Origin of the sequence: Humisphaera borealis (assembly GCF_015169395.1) — a bacterium.
GTDB lineage: Bacteria > Planctomycetota > Phycisphaerae > Tepidisphaerales > Tepidisphaeraceae > Humisphaera > Humisphaera borealis.
Genome location: NZ_CP063458.1, coordinates 2,575,032 through 2,593,766 on the forward strand (window position 1 = coordinate 2,575,032; position 18,735 = coordinate 2,593,766).

Consider the following 18,735-nt stretch of genomic DNA (forward strand, 5'->3'; position numbering starts at 1 on the left):
CGCCGGAACCTTCGATCGCGATCGGGCCGAGAATGAGCCAGCTCTTGATGAAGCCTTCCCCGTCGAAATCGGCGGCCTTGGCGGCAGCGCCCTTCTTGCCCTTCTTGGCGGGCTTGGCCGGGTCAGGCTTGGCGGGATCGGGTTTCGCCGGGTCCGGCTTGGGGTCGGCGGGCTTCGGATCGGCCGGCGGGGGCGGCGGCGGCAGCGCGAGCTCTTCGCCACGATTGACGTAGACTTCTGGAATCGCCGACTTCAGTGCCTTGGCACCCGCGTCGGTCACCTTCGTCTGCCACAGGTACACCCGCTTGAGCTGCTTCAGGCCGGCCAGGCTCTTGAGGCCTTCATCGGTGACGGCGGTGTTGTACAGGTTCAGGTAAACCAGCGCTTCCAGCCCCTTCAGGCTCGCCACGCCCGCATCGGTGACGGCGGTGCCGTTGAGGTGCAGGTGCGTGAGCGTCTTCAGGCCGGCGATCGACGCCAAGCCCGCATCGGTCACGCCGGTGTTGTGCAGGTCGAGCTGCTGCACCTTGGGCAGCTTCGCGACCAGCGCCACTTCGGCGTCGGTCGCCTGCTTGCCGACGATGCCCAGATTGACGGCCAGTGCGTCGGTATCGGCGGCGATCTGCATCACCGCCGCGCCCTTGGCACGCAGCTTATCGACCGCCGACTGCTGGTCCTTGTCGAGCTTCACTTCCTTGACGTCGGCGGCGAATGCCGGACCGCACGCAATGACACACACCAGGGCGAAAAGAACGCCACGTTCGATCAGACCACGTTTCATGTCAGAGCCTCCGCTGGAAGGACATCAGATTTCAGATTTCAAATCTCAGATTCGACGTTCGACGTTCGATGTTCGATTCTCAGAACGTCCGCACGCCTCGCGTCCGCCAAGGCGGACCCTACTGCTTCGCTGCAACCGGCTTTGCCGCGGGCTTGGGTGCCTTCGGCAGTTTCGGCGCCTTCTTGTCCATGTTCTGCATGAGGTCGTCCGCCGCCAGTTCGCACTTGGCGCCACCGGCCGGCACTTCCACCTTCGCCGCCCAGAGGATGCCGTTGATCTGCAGCCGGCGGAAACCTTCCTGGCCCCAGTTCGCGTGGCCATGGCCGCCGGTGTTGACGAACGACCGCCCGCCGTCCGGCCGCTCGTAGGTGAAGCAGAAGACGTCGTCCATCTCCTTCACGTAGGTGCCTTCCTTGGCCTTGGGGTTCTTGGTTCGCAGCAACGGCGTGATCTTGCCCTGCTCGGCGAAGGTCAGCTTGTAGATGTAGCCTTCGTTGATGAGCTTGAACGTCGTGACGCCGCGGGTGATCGCGTGCTCGGGGAACTTGTCGAAGGTGACATCCCAGTGACCGCGAGCGCCGGTCTTGGGGTGGTACGCCCCGCCGAGCCACTTGACAGCCTGGGCGACGTTGTCGGCCGGGTAGTCGATGCACTGGTGGACGTGGCAGATGCCCACGCCGGCTGCGGCGAGCTTGTCGATCTCTTCAGCATGCGCGATGGTCGTCTGTTTGCCGCCGCCGTCCATGAAGAAGACGACCGCCTTGGCATCCTTAAAGGTCGCGGCGGGGTCTTTCGGCCAGCCGTCCTGGACCATCACCGGCGCGACGCCGGGGTTCTGCTGGAGCATGCGCATGAACATGGCGCAGCCGGCGAAGTGTTCGTGATCGCCCGGCGGATGCCCGGTGCCCTGGTCGCCGGCGACGAGCACGATCTTGGCCGCCGACGGGTCGGTCGGCTGTTGCTCGATGGGGACGTTGGAGCGGTCGAAGGGGTCTTTCGGCGCGGCCGACGCGGCCTGGACGAAAAGCGACAGCGACACAAGGGCGAGACAGGTGAAGCGATGCGGCACGTTGTTCCTCCGAAGTGACTACGATCAGGATAAGCCGGCGCACCGATTACGCCAGTCACCGCAGGACGTTGCACGACATCGCCTCGAAGTTGGCGGCGTGTGCCAACAAAATGCATCGTTCAACCGCTTTCGGGACGATTCCGGATTGCCTGCGCCATCTGGAGCGGGTATTTTTAACGTTATATCGAAGGAGCGAAACGAGGTTGTAGCCGTGCTGTCTTTTGCCGGAGTTCCTCGTGATTCATCCCGCCGTCTGTCCGATTGGCCGTCGTTTACGCGCACCGCGACCCGGTTTTACACTGGTCGAATTGCTCGTGGTGATCGGCATCATTGCCCTCCTCATCTCGATTCTGCTGCCGGCGTTGGGCCGGGCACGCGAATCGGCCCGTGATGTCAAATGCCGCAGCAACCTGCGGCAGGTGTACAACGCCTGCCTGATGTGGTCGAAGGATAACCGTGGCCATTGGCCGCGCGGCGCGAAGGTCGCCAATGCCTCGGGCCTTGCCACGGCCAACGATGCCGAGCGCTACTACGCCTTCCTGATGATCGGCAACGGCACCGCCGCCAGCTCCGCCGGCCGGGCCGATCTGGACCGGGGCTGCGTCCTCCCGTTTCTCGGCACCTCGGCCGACGGGCGGCAGCAGATCCTCACCTGCCCCAGCGACGACGGCAGCGACCCGATGCGCCTCGCCGGCGTCGTCCAGGCCAATGCTCTGCTCCGCAACTTCAGCTATTCGTTCAACGCCTTGATCGACGTGCCGAACCAGAGTTTCGGCGTCAAAAGCAGCCGCGTGATTACCCCGTCCGACAAGATCATGATCTACGAAGAGTTCGCCCCCAACGACGGCTGGTGCTCGGGGATGTGGACCGGAAACGCCGCCACCGGCGACCAACCCTCCGGTCGTCACGGCGGCGGACGCCAGCGCAACACCAGCACCACCGACGTCGGCGGCATACGCGACACCACCGGCGCGGGCAATTACGCATTCTTCGACGGGCACGTGGAGAGCATCGGCGTTGTCGACCTGATCGGCACGCAGAACCAGATCAAGCACGACCCGGTCTGGAAGTAAACGCTGCAACAGCGCCGGAATCCCCTCTGACCGATACGGCGTCAATTCCAGCGGGCATTCCTGCCGAACGTCAGGATGACCAGGATGAACAGCCCGTAGCCGCCGCCGATCAACACGATCGGCGCGCCGGCCAGTGTCAGCGCGGTCCGCTGGCTCCAGGGCGTTCCGATCGCGTTGAGGATCACGCTGCCGGCCAGGATCGCGGCGAGCATCAGCGACACCTTCACAATGGATTTCGGAACTCGACCGCCCCGGCTGGCGAGGATCAGCGTGCCGATGAGGTACATCAGCGCCAAGCCGTTAATCAGCCACGACACCAGGAGCAGGACGGACGACAGGTCGCTGCGGCTGTGAAAGGCGGCGATCGCCGCCGTCCCCACGGCCGTCCAGACGATCCAGGAGATCGCCGCCGCGGCGGGCAGCATGCCCTGGCCGACGCGGTACCCGTACCGGACGACCGCCGACCCGATCATCCCCGTCGTTGTCGCCCGCCCCAGCGATTGCCGGGCAATCAACAGCGACCCGAGTCCGCACAGGCCGGCAACAATCACCGCCCAGACACCGATCGCCGTGACAAGCGTGAACTGATGACCGCACGCCAGCGCTGCGGCCACAAGCAGCGTCCAGATCAGCACCATCCGAATCATTTGGAATCTCCGGGTGACGTTCGTCGGAAAAGGTACCGCCAATCGTACCGCCGGCGCTCTCGTGCCGCGCCAAAGACATCTGCTTCGCCCGATAACCGGTCAGAGAGCAGATTCCTGGCACTGCCCTGTTTTTCGGGTGCCATGGGCTGCGGTACTCCGCTGCCCGTGGCGACGCATGACTGCAGTCAAAGGCCACGCGCCAGGCGAGTACGCCAGCCCACGGCACCCAGAACTCTCCGACTACGTGAGTTACGCCCCCGATAACCTGTTGGCGATGGCCCGGGCCCGAGCGATCTGTTCTGATTTCCCCCACGCTTGCGCGCCCTCATTAACCTCACACCCCTCCTGATCGATACTTGCCTCAGGAGAACTACCGCATGGCCCGCCTTTGTCACGATCTCGTTGTAATCGGTTCCGGACCCGCCGGACAAAAAGCCGCCCTTCTTGCCGCAAAGCTCGGCAAGCGCGTGGCGATCGTGGACCGCACCGACAGTGTCGGCGGCGTGTGCATTCACACCGGCACCGTGCCCTCCAAGGCAATCCGGGAAGCCGTGCTCCATCTGACCGGCCTGCGCGAGCGCAGCGTCTACGGCGACAGCTACTCCGTGAAGCAGTCGATCACCATGGACGACCTGCTCTACCGCTGCCGCCATGTCGTGCGGACAGAAGTGGACGTCATCCGGTCGCAGATGTCGCGTGCCGGCGCGTCGATGCTGTTCGGCACGGCGTCGTTCATCGACCCCGAGACCGTCCGCATCCAGCGCGAGGACGAAACCACGGAAGTTAAAGCCACCCACGTGCTGGTGGCGACCGGCACCAACCCGGCCCGGCCGTCGAACGTGCCGTTTACGCCGGGCATCGTCATCGACAGCGACGAACTCCTGACCCTCCCCCGCCTGCCCAAGAGCATGATCATCGTCGGCGGCGGCGTCATCGGAACCGAATACGCCTGCATGCTGGCCGCGGTCGGCGTGAAGGTGACGCTCGTCGAAGGCCGCCCCCAGCTGCTCGATTTCGTCGACAACGAGCTGACCGAATCGCTGCAGTTCCGCATGCGCGACATGAAGATCCGCCTGCGGCTCGGCGAATCGGTGAAGAAGATCGAGATCATCGAATACGAAGGCAAGCCGGTCGTGGAAGCGACGATGGCCAGCAACAAGGTGATCGACGCCGAATGCCTGCTGTACTGCATCGGCCGGCAGGGCGCCACCGACCGATTGAACCTCCCCGCCGCCGGCCTGACCGCCGACAACCGCGGCCGGCTGAAGGTGAACGAGAACCTGCAGACGGACGTGCCGCACATTTATGCCGCCGGCGACGTCATAGGGTTTCCGGCGCTGGCCGCGACGAGCATGGAGCAGGGCCGCCTGGCGGCGAGCCACATGTTCGGCCAGATCACCGAAGCCCAGAGCCCGCTGTTCCCCTACGGCATCTATACCATTCCCGAAATCAGCATGGTCGGCCAGACCGAGCAGGCGTTGACCGCCGCCGGCACGCCTTACGAAGTCGGCATCGGCCGGTACCGCGAGACCGCCCGCGGGCTACTGATCGCCGACCCACACGGGCTGCTGAAGCTGCTGTTCCACCCCCAGAGCCGCCGCCTGCTGGGCGTGCACGCCATCGGCACCGGCGCGACGGAACTGGTCCACATCGGCCAGGCCGTCATGGCGGCGGGCCTGCCGATCGACTACTTCGTCGAGAGCGTCTTCAACTACCCCACGCTCGCCGAGTGCTACAAGCTGGCCGCGATGGACGGCATCAACCGCGTGCGAACCCTGGGCATGCACGACGAACCCGGCGTCGCCAAGGCGGCTTGATGACGATCTGAAGTCGAACGAAGAATGAAGAACGAAGAATAGTGAACGAAGAACGGGAATCGGAACTCGACGATGGTCGTTCCCCGTTCCCCGTTCCCCGTTCTTCATTCTTCATTCTTCATTCTTGATTTGCTTCCAAGCCACCCCCGCCTTGTGACCCGGCCCGCGTTCCCGTACCATTCCCGCCCTTCGTTTACCGGGAGCCGCTATGCGTCACGTGATTTCCGCCCTTGTCATCAACGAGCCGGGCGTGCTGGCGAATGTCGCCAACATGTTCTCCGCCCGAGGCTTTAACATCGATTCGCTGGTCGTCGGGCGGACGGAAGATCCGCAGTACTCGCGGATGACCATTGTTGTCGTCGCCGACGACAACACGCTCGACCAGGTCCGCAAGCAACTGGCAAAGCTCGTCCCGGTGGTGGATGTCCGCGATTTCAAGAACGCCGCGTTCGTCGAGCGTGATCTGGCCCTGATCACCGTCAACGCGTCGGCCGAGAAGCGTGGCGAGATCCTCGACCTGACGCAGATGTCAGGCGGCAAGGTCGTCGACGTCGCCCCCGAGACGATGATGATCGAGATGACCGGCGGCGAGGAAGAGCTCGACCGTTTCGTCGATCTGCTCCGCCCCTACGGCATCCGCGAACTGGCCCGCACCGGCGCCATCGGCCAGCCCCGTGGCGTGCAGCCCACCGGCAGCTCGGTCGCGTTGCCGTCGGCGAAGCGCACCCGCAGCCTCAACGCCCCCGCGGCGGCGGCGCTGCCGCCGAGCTAAAAGGCTGTGCGAGAATCGGTGTCGTTGTGGTGCAGCCGTCCCGGCTGCATTGCAGGCGGGACGCCTGCACCACAAGCGGCGCGGTCGCCGAGCTAACGCCTGAATCTGTGACAAAAGGCAAATCGAGTCGGGCGTCCGTGACACGGGTTTCCAACCCGTGCTGGTTGCGCTCGAAGGGTCGAAAATGCCCATCCTCAGTGGAACTAATAATCTGAGATTCCAGGATTTGAGATCTGAGACTTCAGCTCTGAGATCCCTGAAGTAGTGCCGTAAAGCAGAGGCCTGAAGATTAACGTCTTCTGGCGTTCGTACGCACCTTGCACGGGTTGGAAACCCGTGTCACGGACAGCGGCGTGGGATCAGGCAAATCACCCCTACTTCGCCACATTCTCCGCGAACCGTGGCTTGAGCGTCTGGCCCTTCCCCCGCGCCGCCAGCTTGTCGATCATCGCCGACACCTTGGCCAGGCGTTCGTGCTTGCCGGGGTGGGTGCTCATGAGCGATCCGCCGGACTGATCCAGGCGTTTGAGGAACCGCTCGAAACTGGCCGGGTCGTAGCCGGCGCGGACGATGTAGTGGACGGCTTCGTCATCCGCCGAGAACTCCTGCGGCTGGGCCCATCCCTGTGACAATAGCGTCTTGCTGAGCCCGTCGGCCCCGGCCCCGAGCTGCTGATCGGGGCTGGCGCTCTTGGCCATCGTCGAAAGCCCTTCGGCCTGCATGGCAGCCTTGGTGACGTCGAACCCGTGCCGCAGCACGACATGGCCGATCTCATGGGCCAGCACGCCGGCCAGCTCGGCCTCGTCGTCCATCTGCCGCAGCGCGCCGCGGGTGATCAGCACAAACCCGCCGGGGGCAGAGAACGCGTTCACCTCGTTCGTTTCCAACACGCCGAAACAGAACTGGATGTCATCCCGCGGGCAGGCCGAGGCGACCGTCAGACCGACGAGGTTGACGTACTTGTTGAGCTTCTCATCGGTGGAGAGCGGGTATTGCGAGGTGATGGCGCAGACCGCCGATTCGCCGATCGCCAGCTCGTCCTTCTCGCCGAGCGTCGCCCCCTGGATGGCCTGCCCGCCGCCCTGGATCAGGCCGCCGACGTTCATGTTGTTGACGGAACAGCCGCCCATGTTGAGCGGCGTGCTCGCGACAACGCCGAGCAAGGCTAGGAGTGATCCGCGGGCAAGGAGGGAGGTTGGTTTGTTCATCGCAATGCCGTGGCTTGCAAACGATTGAGGATGGACGATCGAGGATCGCTTTACGCGATCTTCACTTCTCAATCCTCAATTCTCGATTCTCAAATTCACCGCTGAATCCCGACCTTGCCCTGTTCCTTGAACTTCTTCAGATCCGGCTTGGCTTGTTGCCGTAGTGCGACGAGCTTGTCCGGGCCGTCGGTGCGGTAGCCGCGGCTGCGGGCATAGGTGCCGGCCTGCTCGGTAAGGCCTCGGCCGGCGTTGGCGGCGCTGACGTCGCTCGCCCGCGGCCCGCCGGTGATTGCCGTCAGGTCGAAACCGCTGGTGTTCCGCTTCACCATCGTCTCAGGAACGTACCCCTGCTTGCCGGTGGGCGTGCGGACCTTGAGCCAGCGGCCAGTCTTGCCGATCACTTCGAGCTTGTTGCCGGGGGGCACCATTTCAACGGTCGCGGCGTCGGACGCCATGTCTTCGACGACTTCGACGTTCCGCCCTTCGACGGTCACCTGCTCGGCCAGAGCGACGCCGGTCGACAGACATAATGCCGTGACAGCTGCCAGTGCGGCCAGGCGAAGCCGGTATTGTGAGCGAACGAGAGTCATGGACGCCTCCAGCTAGAGATACGGCGTTACGGCACCATTCTTTGAGACAAACGAGTATGCGGTAAGTTGCGGGAAAGCTAAAGGAATCGTGCTACGCCGCATTTGTATCGCGGTGGACGGCACTGCGCTGCGAACCGCGCTCGGCTGCGCGTCGCGGCTAACCTTGGATCGGTTCAGCTACGTTGAATCGACCGCCCCCGCCCCTAAGATGCCCGGCTCGCCGGCCGTTGGGACGGCGATTCAGGCTTACGACGAGGCACCACCCATGGGACGTATCGGCACCGCTTTCCGCTCTTTCTTCCGCGCGTTGGGCAACGCCGAGTTCGCAGAGAAGGTCCGGGCGATTCTCGACGGAAAGACCGACGGCAAGCCCCAGGCGGTCGCCGAACCGGCAAAGATTGCCCCGCCCGCCAAACCGGTCGAAGTCGCCAAGGCGCCCCCGCAGCGGAGCGAGGCGCTGACGTTGCTTGCCGTCCTCCAGCGCGAGGCCCGGCTGGTGGACTTCCTTAAGGAAAGCATCGCCGGCTACGACGACGCCCAGATCGGCGCCGCCGTCCGCGAGATCCATCGCGACGCCGCCGGCACGCTGGACCGCATCTTTGCGCTCAAACCCGTCCGAACCGAAGCCGAAGGCGCAGCGGTCACCGTGCCGGCCGGTTACGACGCCGGCAGGACCCGGCTCGTCGGCAATGTCGCCGGCAGTCCGCCGCACACAGGATCGCTCGTCCACGCCGGCTGGGAAGCGACGAAAGTCGAACTGCCCGAGTGGAACGGCACCGCGGCATCGGCAAAGGTGGTCGTGCCGGCGGAAGTGGAATTGAAGTAAGTCGCGGCGCGACAGCGCTGTTCAGCGTGGCATGGGCAAGCCTACCCGCTTGCCCGTGGCGATCGCCGTCAGAGGCTCGACAAACCCGATTGCTGATTTTGTAGTGACTATTCCTACGTCTCCGACGTTTGCCGCTGGAGGAATCGCGATATGAGGTCACTTACTTTCTGCATCGTCGTTGTGGTTGGGCTGATCTCATCCGGCGCCTCCGCCGCCGACGCCCCCAAGCCCAACATCCTGCTCATCCTCGCCGACGACCTGGGCTATTCCGACCTCGGCTGCTACGGCAGCGAGATTCGTACGCCGAACCTCGACGCGCTCGCCGCCAGCGGCGTGCGATTCACGCAGTTCTATAACTCGGCCCGGTGCAGCCCGACGCGGGTGTCGATCCTCACCGGCCTTCACCCGCACCAGGCCGGCTTTCCAAATCTGTCGGGCGTGATCTCCAAAAACGCCGTCACCCTTCCCGAAGCGCTCAAGCCCGCCGGCTACAAATCCTACATGGTCGGCAAGTGGCACCTGAGCAAGGCGACCTCGCCGACCGTTCGCGGGTTTGACGAGTTCTACGGCATGATCGGCGGCTACAACTCCTGCTGGCAGGAAGACCCGTTCTACAGCCGACTGCCCGAGGGCCGCCAAAAGCGCACGTTCGCCCCCGGCAAGTTCTACGCGACCGATGCATTCGCGGACTACAGCGAAGACTTCCTCGACGACGGCAAACAGTCCGGCAAGCCGTGGTTCTTTTACCTGGCGTTCAATGCGCCACACTTCCCGCTGCACGCGTGGGAGGAAGACATCGCGCGGTATGAGCCGATCTACGCCCAGGGTTGGGACAAGATCCGCGCCCAGCGGCTGGCAAAGCAGAAGGAACTGGGGTTGGTCCCCGCAAGTGTCGAGCTCACCCCGCGGAGCAATGTCCCCGCCAACCGGTTTAACACGCAGACCGGCTGGGCCGACAAGGACAACCCGGCGTGGGATTCACTGCCCGCCGACCGCCGGGCCGACCTGGCCCGAAGACAAGCCGTCTTCGCCGCGATGGTCGATCGCATGGATGTCGCGATCGGCCGGGTGATCGATCGGCTGAAGAAGAACGGGCAGTTCGAGAACACCGTCATCTTCTTTCTCAGCGACAACGGCGCCTGTGCCGAATGGGACCCCTACGGCTTCGACAAGTCGTCCAGCGCGACCAACGTCCTGCACACCGGAGACGACCGCAAGAAGGTCGGCGGGCCCGACAGCTACATCAGCTACGGCAGCGGCTGGGCCAACGTCGGCAACACGCCGTTCCGGCTCTACAAGCACTACAACCACGAAGGGGGCATCAACACGCCGCTGATCATCCACTGGCCGGCCGGTCTCAAAGCCAAAGCCGGATCGCTGGTGAAGTCGCCCGGCCACATCGCCGACTTCATGCCGACAGTGCTCGACCTGGCGGGCGCGACCTATCTGAAAGAACACGCCGGCAACGCCATTCTGCCGATGGAAGGCGTCAGCCTGGTGCCGCTGATGAACGGCCAGGCGGCCGCGCCGCGGCGGATCTTTGTCGAGCACGAAGGCAACCGCAGCGTACGCGACGGCGACTGGAAGCTGGTCGCACTGGCCGGCAAGCCGTGGGAGCTCTACAACCTGGCACAGGACCCGACGGAAATGCACGACCTGGCCCAGCGCAGCCCGGAGGTCGTCACAGAGCTGTCGCGACTGTGGCAGGAGTGGGCCGAGCGGTGCAGTGTGCTGGAAAAGAAGCGCTCCCGGCGGTAAAGCGGCGGGCGATCAGCGGCAGCCCGCCGCCAAGCTGGATGCAATCGCCAATCCCCGGATCGCCAACAAGTCACTGACCATCTCGTTCGACGTGACCGCCAGGTCCAAAAGCGGCGTGATGCTCGCGCAAGGCGGTAACAAGCACGGCTACGCCGTCCGGCTGGACGACGGCAAGCTCGCGTTCGATGTCCGCGTCAACGGCAAGGTGACGACGATCGTCGCCGACACCACGCCGGCCGGACCGATCGCGGTCGTCGCAAGTTTGAAAGCCGACGGCGTCATGGAGCTGGCGATCAACGGCAAGCCCGTCGCCGCCGGCAAGGCCGCCGGGCTGATCCCCGTTCAGCCGGTGGACGAACTGACGATCGGCCGAGACGAGCAATCGGCGGTCGGCCCGTACGATGGGCCGAACCCGCTCGAAGGCGAAATGACGAACGTGAAGGTCGTCGCCGAGTGACCGTCGGGAAGGGGCCGGGTCGCACGCAATGCGCGATTTCAACACGAAGTCACGAAGGCCACGAAGTAGACTAAGAGGATTCGGCCAGCCTTCGAATGCAGCTTCGTCTCTGCTTCTTCTTTGTGCCCTTCGTAACTTCGTGCCTTCGTGTTGAAATCGAACTTCCAGGCGGCACCCTTAGGATCGGTGAACATTGCTACAGGCGTTGGATGCCACCCACACATCGATCGTGTCTTGCCGCTGATGACACGCAATACTCACGCCCTCACGAGCGTTTGCGTGACAGCCCGTCGGAGGAACCTATGAACGCATCTCGCCCGTCCATGTCCATTCGTGTCGCGGTGCTGCTGGCATTGCTCCTCGCTGCTTCGTCGCCCGGCGTCGCCGTCGCCGCGGCCAAGCCGAACATTGTCGTCTTCCTGGTCGATGACCTCGGCCAGCGCGACATCGGCTGCTACGGCAGCACGTTTTACGAAACGCCGAACCTCGACAAGCTCGCGAAACAGGGTGCTCTATTCACCGACGCCTACGCCGCCTGCCCGGTTTGTTCGCCTTCGCGGGCGAGCCTGATGACCGGCAAGTATCCGCAGCGGACGGGCATCACCGATTACATCGGCGCGCCGATGACGCCGCAAGCTTGGAAGCGCAACACCAAGCTGCTGCCGGCACCCTATTCGGATCGGCTGGCGCACGAGGAAGTCACCATCGCCGAGGCCCTCAAGGCCGGCGGATACGCCACCTTCTTTGCCGGCAAGTGGCACATGGGCCCGCAGGGCTTCTGGCCGGAAGACCAGGGGTTCGACATCAACAAAGGCGGCGTCGATAAAGGCGGCCCCTACGGCGGGAAGAAGTACTTCTCTCCGTACGACAACCCGCGCCTCCCCGACGGCCCGCCCGGCGAACACCTGCCCGACCGCCTGGCCACCGAAACCGCCAAGTTCATCGCCGACAACAAGGACAAGCCATTCCTGGCGTACCTGTCGTTCTACGACGTCCACACACCGCTGATGGCCCGGCCGGACCTGGAAAAGAAGTACGAAGAAAAGCGAAAGCGGCTGGGGCTCGAAGCCAAGTGGGGCCGCGAAGGCGACCGCGACGTTCGGCTCGTGCAGGAACACGCCGTCTACGCCGCCATGGTCGATGCGATGGACCAGGCCGTCGGCAAGGTGCTCGCGAAGCTCGACGAACTGAAGCTGGCCGACAACACGATCGTGCTGTTCACCTCCGACAACGGCGGCCTCTCCACCAGCGAAGGCTGGCCCACCTCCAACCTGCCGTTGCGCGGCGGCAAGGGGTGGCTCTACGAGGGAGGCATCCGCGAACCACTACTGATCCGCTGGCCCGGCGTCGTCAAACCCGAAACCGTCGTCCAAGACGCCGTCAGCGGCATCGACTACTTCCCGACCTTTCTCGAAGCCGCCGGCCTGCCGATGCCCGCCGGCCACCCGGCCGACGGTGTCAGCCTGCTGCCGCTGTTGAAGGACGGCAAAAAGCTCGCCGACCGACCGCTCTACTGGCACTACCCGCACTACGGCAACCAGGGCGGCGCGCCGGGCACGGCCGTTCGGCAAGGGGACTGGAAGCTCATCCACTGGTTCGAGGATGACAAGTGGGAGTTGTTCAACCTCGCGACAGATCTGGGCGAAACCAAGGACCTCGCCTCAGCGAATCCCGACAAGGTCGCCGCGCTCAAGGCCGAGATGGCACGATTGCACAAAGCAACCGGCTCGCTCGACCCGATCGTCAACCCCGCTTTCGACGCGAGCAAACCCAACGGCCGCGCCGCCAACCGCCCGGGAGCGGCAGCAAAGCCGAAGCGCTGAACCCGGATTGTTCGCAACCGCACCCTTCGGGTGCCATGAGCTGGCGTACTCGCCTGGTGCGTGGCGGCATCCCTGCAGGCACGCCCGGCCACGGGCAGCGGAGTACCGCAGCCCATGGCACCCAGAAATCCCTACAAGTGCGAAAATTCTCCGCTACAACGCACTCCCCACCGCCCTGATTACAGGTTGACGTCCACGCCGCATCCGTTAGCGTGTCGCGGGGTCGTATGTTCGACACGCCCGTACACACGCTTTGACTACCGCATCCGCCAATACCCAAGCTTCAACCGACACGGCCACCGAACCGGCCACGCCGGACATCCCCGCGCGCTTTCTGCTCCGCTGGATGTTCTCGTTCCTCCGCCCCGTTCGCTGGCAGGTCTTCCTCGCCTGCTGCTACCTGGCGGCGTTTTGCGGGGTGGAAGTCCTGACGGTCAACCAGGGCGGCAAAGCCGTTGACGACCTCAAGGCACTGCAACTGGCACATGCCGACGGCACCTCCACTGTTGCCTCGTTCTGGGATTACCTGGTCACGTCCGACCCGGCGTCGGTCCGGCTGCGCCACACCGTCATCGGCTTCGGCCTGCTGACGGCGTGCCTGCTGATGCTCCGCTATCTGACGACCGTCTCGCGGTCGCAGATGAGCATGCAGATGGTCTACTACATCCGCGAAGCGGTGTACGACAAGCTGCAGCGCGTCGGCTTCGGCTTCCACGACGCCGTCAGCTCCGGGCAGCTCATCAACCGCGCCCTGTCCGACCTGCAGAACGTCCGCATCTTCGTCGAAACCGCCGTCCTGCTGACGCTGGAAATCGTGCTGATCGTCGGCGGGTACATCGTGCTGATCCTGACGCTCTCGCCGTGGGTGGCGCTGCTGGCGCTGCTGCCGCTGCCGGTCTGGACTTGGTACATCCTGCGGTTCAGCAAGCGCATCCAGCCGGCCGCCAAAGCCGTCATGGAGGCCGAGGACAAGAACGTCGCGATCATCACCGAGAACATCGCCGGCGTGCACGTGGTCAAGGCGTTCGCGACCGAAGCCCAAGAGATCGCCAAGTACAACGCCAACGCCGACGGCTTCTTCGACCGGGTTCGCGGCCGCATTCGGCTGTTCGCCAACTTCCAGCCGATCATCCGCACCATCGCCACCGCGAGCTACCTGCTGCTGTTCTTCGCCGCCGGCGTGCTGATCATCCAGGGGTCGCTCACCGTCGGGTCGCTGCTGATCCTCGGCGGAGCGATGTCGCAGATCCTCAGCCGGCTTCAGCAGGTGTCGGTCATCAACGAGCAGTACCAGAACGCGATGGTATCGGCCCGCCGGCTGCACGAAGTGCTGTTCGCCCCGCCCACCATTCCACAGAAGCCCGGCGCGCAGCCCCTGCCGCCGGGGCCGGGCGCGGTGAAGTTCGACCACGTGTCATTCGCCTACGGCAAGGGCAAGCACGTCCTGCACGATATCTCGTTCGACGTGCCCGGCGGATCGCTCGTGGCGATCGTCGGGCCGACCGGCGCGGGCAAGACCACGCTCGTCAACCTGATCAGCCGGTTCTACGACCCCCAGGAAGGCCGCGTGCTGATCGACGGCGTCGATGTCCGCGATGCCACCATCGAGAGCCTGCGACTTCAGGTCAGCTTCGTCTTCCAGGAAACGTACCTGTTCAGCGACACCGTCGGCGGCAACATTGCCTACGGCCGGCCGAACCTCAGCGAAGCCGAGATCGAAGCCGCTGCCCGACTGTCGCAGGCCCACGACTTCATCACCGCCCTGCCGCTGGGCTACAAGACGATGCTCGGCGAACGGGGATCGTCGCTGTCCGGCGGGCAGCGGCAGCGGCTGGCGATCGCGCGGGCGGTGGTGACCAACCCGCGCGTGCTGATCCTCGACGACGCGACGGCGGCAGTGGACCCCGAGACCGAAGACCTCATCCGCCGACAGATGCGCCAGGCGATGAAGGGCCGGACCACGTTCATCATCGCGCACCGCATCAGCACGGTGAAGTCGGCCGACCTGGTGATCGTCATCGAGCAGGGCCGCATCACGCAGTCGGGCACGCACGACGTGCTGATGGCGCAGGACGGCCACTACCGCGAGATCGCCGCCGTCCAGTTGCACGGCGACGACGTCGCCCGCGACGCCGAGGGGCAGACGCTGAGCCACATGGACCGGGTCAAGGGGCATGCACCGGTCGCTCACCCGCCGACGTTGGGAACCTGATAATCGCCTCGCCCGTCTGCCCCGACCCCCGGTAGGATAGTGGCGACGTCGGCGGCCCCCGCCGAACACCAAGGGCAGCGACGCGGCACGGAGCGGACCTATGTCTCGAATGACGATAATTGAACGGCAATCAGGTTCGGTAACGATCCTCGACCTGGCGGGCAAACTCACATCCGCCGAGTGCGGCGGCGCGCTGCACGGCGCGGTCCGCACCGCGATCGATCAGGGCAAGAAACGCCTGCTGCTCAACCTCGCCGCCGTCTCCCACATCGACAGTTCCGGTATCGGAGAACTCGTCAGTTCGTACACCACCACCGTGCAGAGCGGCGGACACTTCAAGCTGCTGAATGTGACGGGGATGATCCACGACGTCCTGTCGCGCACGAGGATGCTCGCCGTCTTCCAGACCTACAGCGACGAACGGCGGGCGGTCGAGAGCTACTGATCGGTCGGCCGACGCATAACGCTTATGCGAGCCGCGACCGTAAGTCGCTCCCTCAGATCCAGGCGCACCGCAAGAGGCCACGCAGGATTCCACGCAGAACGCATGGTACTGGCCTCAACGAACCAGACCGGCAATGCCGTCGCCATCTCCGTGAACTCCGCGTGTCCTGTTTCGACAAAAGAGGTGATGAACGCCAAGACGCCGAGGCGCCAAGGGCGTCATCCAAGGCAGGGCAACTCTTGGCGTCTTGGCGTTCAAGCCTGGCGCCGTACGAAAGGTTTCATCATTCGGGTTAGAGGCCATCCGGCGAGCTCCGTGGCTTGCAGATTCTTCTTGCACCGATCCGACCTACCCGTACAATATACAAACATTATGATGCGAGGCGCGCGGGTGGTCAACCGTGAAATCGGGGTCTCGCGCGTCTCAAATCGTCTTTGATTCACCGCGGCTTCCCGGCCGCGAAAGGGGCTTTTATGCAGTCGGTCGAATCGGTCGAGTCGGTCGTGGATTCCTTGCGCGGGGCCGCGGTGATGGAGGTGCCTGACGCGGGCGCCGACGGTGGCGCGGCCGATGCCCCACCACGTCCTTCCCGCGCCGAGCAGTCGCGCATCAACGGCGCCAAATCGCGCGGGCCGACGTCGGAAGCCGGCAAGGCGGTCGCGTCGCAGAACGCCTGGAAACACGGCCTGCGGGCCCGCGGCCAGTTGCTGCCGGAGGAAGACCCGGCGGAGTTCGCGGCGTATCTCGCCTCGTTCTGCGACGACCTGGGCGCTGTCGGGCCTTGCCAGGTGATGCTCGCCGAGCGCGTCGCGGAGATGGCTTGGAAGCTTCGGCGGATGCCCATCATCCGGTCGGCGGTTCTGTACTCGCGCCGGGACAAGCAGCGCGAAGCCGAAGGCGGGTTCGGCGGAATGGACGACCTGGGCGATCTGATCTTCGAACTTCGCAAAGCCGACCCCAACGGCGGGATCGTCATGCTGCTTCAACGCTACGAATCGCAGATCGAACGTTCCATGCAATCGGCACTTCGCGAGCTGCGTATCCTGCAAGGCGGGACGCGCAATCGCGCCGCGCCGGCTCCTGCGCCGCAGCGGCAGAGCGAGCCGGCGACGTCCGACACCGATAATGCGGCGTCGGTCGAGGACGAATCTCGGGTTCGTTTGGCGGAATCGGAGCGGGACGCGACAGTGACTGTCGTTGCGGATTCCGCGGTCGTCGCTGGGATCGCGACGGTTGTGGAACCGACCGCAGCGACCTCACCGACCGCGGCGGCGACCTTCGGTCCCGACGACCTGTTGCCGGCGGACGTTGAGTCTCGGGTTCGTTCGGCGGACGGGTTGCGCGGTCGCGTCGCTCCGGTTCGCGATACCCAACTCTGCAGGGGACGCTCCGCTACGCGTCGCGGCTAACCATTGATCGCGGAGCGCGTCCCGGGTTCGTTCGGCAACTAGGACACCACCCGGGGGAGCATCAATGACGGAAATGCCGCTGACCCGTGAACACCATCGTCGCACCCCGGCGGTTGACCAGGTCGATCGTCTCCTGGTCCTTCACCGATCCGCCGGGATGGATGATCGCCGTCACGCCGGCATCGAGCAGCAGCTCGGGTCCGTCGGGGAAGGGGAAGAACGCGTCGCTGCCGACGGCAGCGCCCTTGGCGCGATCGCCGGACTTGGCGATCGCGATGCGGCAGGCGTTCACGCGATCCTGCTGGCCCGCCCCGCTGCCGAGCATCATGCCGTCTTTGGCGATCGCGATTGCGTTGCTCTTAACGTGTTTCGCCGCGAGCCATGCCATCGCAAGGTCGATCCGCTCCTGCGCCGTCGGTTGCCGCTGGCTGACGACTTTCCACTGCGATTCATCGACGCCGGCCAGATCGCGCTCCTGCACGAGGTACCCGCCGACGATTTTGTGCATCATCAGTTCGCCCCTGTCGAACTCGGTCGTCACCGGGCCGACTTCGAGCAGGCGGACGTTCTTCCAGCGGCTCTTGAGCAGTTCCAGCGCGTCGGCGGCGTAGTTTGGCGCGACGATGACTTCCAGCAGTTTGTCGATGGAGGTGATCGCCTGGGCGGTCGCGAGATCGACGGTCTTGTTCAGCGCGACGATCCCGCCGAACGCCGCGAGCGGATCGCCGGCGAATGCATTCCTGAACGCCGTCGGCAGATCGGCGGCCGTCGCGTAGCCGCAGGGCGTGGCGTGCTTGACGATGCACGCCGCGGGCGTCGCGAGTTCCTTGACGGCATTCAGCGCCGCGTCGGCATCGAGCAGGTTGATGTAGGACAGTTCCTTGCCGTGGTGCTGAATCGCGGCGGTGACCGATGCCTCGGTCGTCTTGCGGTCCACGTAAAGCCCGCCCCGCTGGTGTGGGTTCTCGCCGTACCGAAGGACCTGCTTGAGCGTCAGCGTGACGGGGAGATTCTGGGGAAGGGACGAGGCCCCGGCCTCCGCCGCCGGCTGGGAAGCCTCCGTGCCTGCGCCGTTGACGACCTTCTCCAGGTAAGTCGCAATCAGCGTGTCGTACTCCGCGGTGTGCGCAAACGCCCGCTGCGCCTGCTTCAACCGATGCTGTGCACAGCTCGATCCACTGTGCTTCCGCAGATCGCCGAGTGCCTTTTCGTACCGATCGGGGCTCGTGAGCACGAGCACGAAATGGTGGTTCTTCGCCGCCGAGCGGACCATGCTCGGGCCGCCGATGTCGATGTTCTCGATCGCCTCCTCGAACGTCACGCCCGGCTTTTCGATCGTCTTCTTGAAGGGGTACAGGTTGATGACGACCAGGTCGATCGGCTTGATGTCGTGCGACTTCATCGCGGCGGCGTGTTCGGGGTTGTCGCGCAGCGCGAGCAGGCCGCCGTGGATCTTGGGGTGCAGCGTCTTGACCCGGCCGTCCATCATCTCGGGGAAGCCGGTGACTTCGCTGACGTCGGTCACCTTCAGCCCCGCGTCGCGCAGGAACTTGGCCGTCCCGCCGGTGGAGATCAGTTCGACGTTGAACTCTTTCACCAGCGCGGTGGCGAAATCGGCCAGGCCGGTTTTGTCGGAGACGCTGATCAGGGCGCGACGGACGGGGACGAGACCTGTGCCGGTATGGTCGCCGGAAGAAGAGGCGGTCGGAGCGTTCATCCGTCAGAAGGTAAGAATGCGGCGGCAAAAGACAAGAGCCGGGGCATGTTGCGGGGCGGTGCCACACACCCGGGCACGACAGAAGAATCACCACGGAGACACGGAGGCACGGAGGGCATCCCGAATCCGGC

The 18,735-nt window shown here is 64.7% G+C and carries 15 protein-coding genes; 10 read left to right on the forward strand and 5 right to left on the reverse strand.

Annotated elements, in window-relative coordinates:
• Window positions 1-899: 899 nt before the first annotated feature.
• Window positions 900-1,850 carry a ThuA domain-containing protein gene (locus IPV69_RS09555; RefSeq protein WP_206294878.1) on the reverse strand — a complete coding sequence of 317 codons (951 nt, stop codon included), beginning with the start codon at window positions 1,848-1,850 and terminating at the stop codon, window positions 900-902.
• A 236-nt stretch (window positions 1,851-2,086) separates the two neighbouring features.
• Here IPV69_RS09555 and IPV69_RS09560 point away from each other — a divergent pair, with 236 nt between their 5' ends.
• Window positions 2,087-2,923, forward strand: a complete 837-nt coding sequence (locus IPV69_RS09560) for a type II secretion system protein (protein WP_261361999.1) — start codon at window positions 2,087-2,089, stop codon at window positions 2,921-2,923.
• Between the two features lie 41 nt (window positions 2,924-2,964).
• On the opposite strand, the gene IPV69_RS09565 is transcribed toward IPV69_RS09560, so the two are convergent.
• The gene (locus tag IPV69_RS09565) at window positions 2,965-3,570 is read right to left on the reverse strand and encodes a hypothetical protein (RefSeq protein ID WP_206294880.1); all 606 of its coding nucleotides are present in this window, start codon (window positions 3,568-3,570) and stop codon (window positions 2,965-2,967) included.
• Window positions 3,571-3,947: 377 nt separating this feature from the next.
• Between IPV69_RS09565 and sthA the strand changes: the two genes are divergently transcribed.
• Both sthA and ilvN read left to right on the forward strand, forming a co-directional pair.
• Window positions 3,948-5,387, forward strand: coding sequence for a Si-specific NAD(P)(+) transhydrogenase (sthA, locus tag IPV69_RS09570; RefSeq protein WP_206294881.1), 1,440 nt, complete (start codon window positions 3,948-3,950; stop codon window positions 5,385-5,387).
• Window positions 5,388-5,595: 208 nt separating this feature from the next.
• On the forward strand, window positions 5,596-6,159 hold the full coding sequence (gene ilvN, locus IPV69_RS09575; protein WP_206294882.1) for an acetolactate synthase small subunit: 564 nt from the start codon (window positions 5,596-5,598) through the stop codon (window positions 6,157-6,159).
• A 374-nt stretch (window positions 6,160-6,533) separates the two neighbouring features.
• Here ilvN and IPV69_RS09580 read toward each other — a convergent pair whose 3' ends face one another.
• Both IPV69_RS09580 and IPV69_RS09585 read right to left on the reverse strand, forming a co-directional pair.
• Window positions 6,534-7,367, reverse strand: a complete 834-nt coding sequence (locus tag IPV69_RS09580; RefSeq protein WP_206294883.1) for a M48 family metalloprotease — start codon at window positions 7,365-7,367, stop codon at window positions 6,534-6,536.
• A gap of 95 nt (window positions 7,368-7,462) precedes the next feature.
• Window positions 7,463-7,957, reverse strand: coding sequence for an SH3 domain-containing protein (locus IPV69_RS09585; RefSeq protein ID WP_206294884.1), 495 nt, complete (start codon window positions 7,955-7,957; stop codon window positions 7,463-7,465).
• A gap of 88 nt (window positions 7,958-8,045) precedes the next feature.
• On the opposite strand from IPV69_RS09585, the gene IPV69_RS09590 reads away from it, so the two are divergent.
• The 7 genes from IPV69_RS09590 to IPV69_RS09620 all read left to right on the forward strand — a co-directional run bounded on the left by IPV69_RS09590 (window position 8,046) and on the right by IPV69_RS09620 (window position 16,887).
• The gene (locus IPV69_RS09590; RefSeq protein WP_206294885.1) at window positions 8,046-8,783 is read left to right on the forward strand and encodes a DUF2760 domain-containing protein; all 738 of its coding nucleotides are present in this window, start codon (window positions 8,046-8,048) and stop codon (window positions 8,781-8,783) included.
• 150 nt (window positions 8,784-8,933) lie between these two features.
• Window positions 8,934-10,541: an arylsulfatase gene (locus IPV69_RS09595; RefSeq protein WP_206294886.1), complete on the forward strand. Its 1,608-nt coding sequence runs from the start codon at window positions 8,934-8,936 to the stop codon at window positions 10,539-10,541.
• Entirely contained in the window at window positions 10,510-10,998 is a 489-nt protein-coding gene (locus IPV69_RS09600; protein WP_206294887.1) for a LamG-like jellyroll fold domain-containing protein, read from the forward strand. Before IPV69_RS09595 ends, IPV69_RS09600 begins: the two co-directional genes overlap by 32 nt.
• Before the next feature lie 302 nt (window positions 10,999-11,300).
• Window positions 11,301-12,821 carry a sulfatase gene (locus tag IPV69_RS09605; protein WP_206294888.1) on the forward strand — a complete coding sequence of 507 codons (1,521 nt, stop codon included), beginning with the start codon at window positions 11,301-11,303 and terminating at the stop codon, window positions 12,819-12,821.
• Window positions 12,822-13,074: 253 nt separating this feature from the next.
• Window positions 13,075-15,033: an ABC transporter ATP-binding protein gene (locus tag IPV69_RS09610; protein WP_206294889.1), complete on the forward strand. Its 1,959-nt coding sequence runs from the start codon at window positions 13,075-13,077 to the stop codon at window positions 15,031-15,033.
• A gap of 100 nt (window positions 15,034-15,133) precedes the next feature.
• Entirely contained in the window at window positions 15,134-15,478 is a 345-nt protein-coding gene (locus tag IPV69_RS09615) for an STAS domain-containing protein (protein WP_206294890.1), read from the forward strand.
• A gap of 473 nt (window positions 15,479-15,951) precedes the next feature.
• Window positions 15,952-16,887, forward strand: coding sequence for a hypothetical protein (locus tag IPV69_RS09620; RefSeq protein ID WP_206294891.1), 936 nt, complete (start codon window positions 15,952-15,954; stop codon window positions 16,885-16,887).
• Window positions 16,888-16,948: 61 nt separating this feature from the next.
• Here IPV69_RS09620 and purH read toward each other — a convergent pair whose 3' ends face one another.
• The gene (gene purH, locus IPV69_RS09625) at window positions 16,949-18,604 is read right to left on the reverse strand and encodes a bifunctional phosphoribosylaminoimidazolecarboxamide formyltransferase/IMP cyclohydrolase (protein WP_206294892.1); all 1,656 of its coding nucleotides are present in this window, start codon (window positions 18,602-18,604) and stop codon (window positions 16,949-16,951) included.
• Window positions 18,605-18,735: the final 131 nt, after the last annotated feature.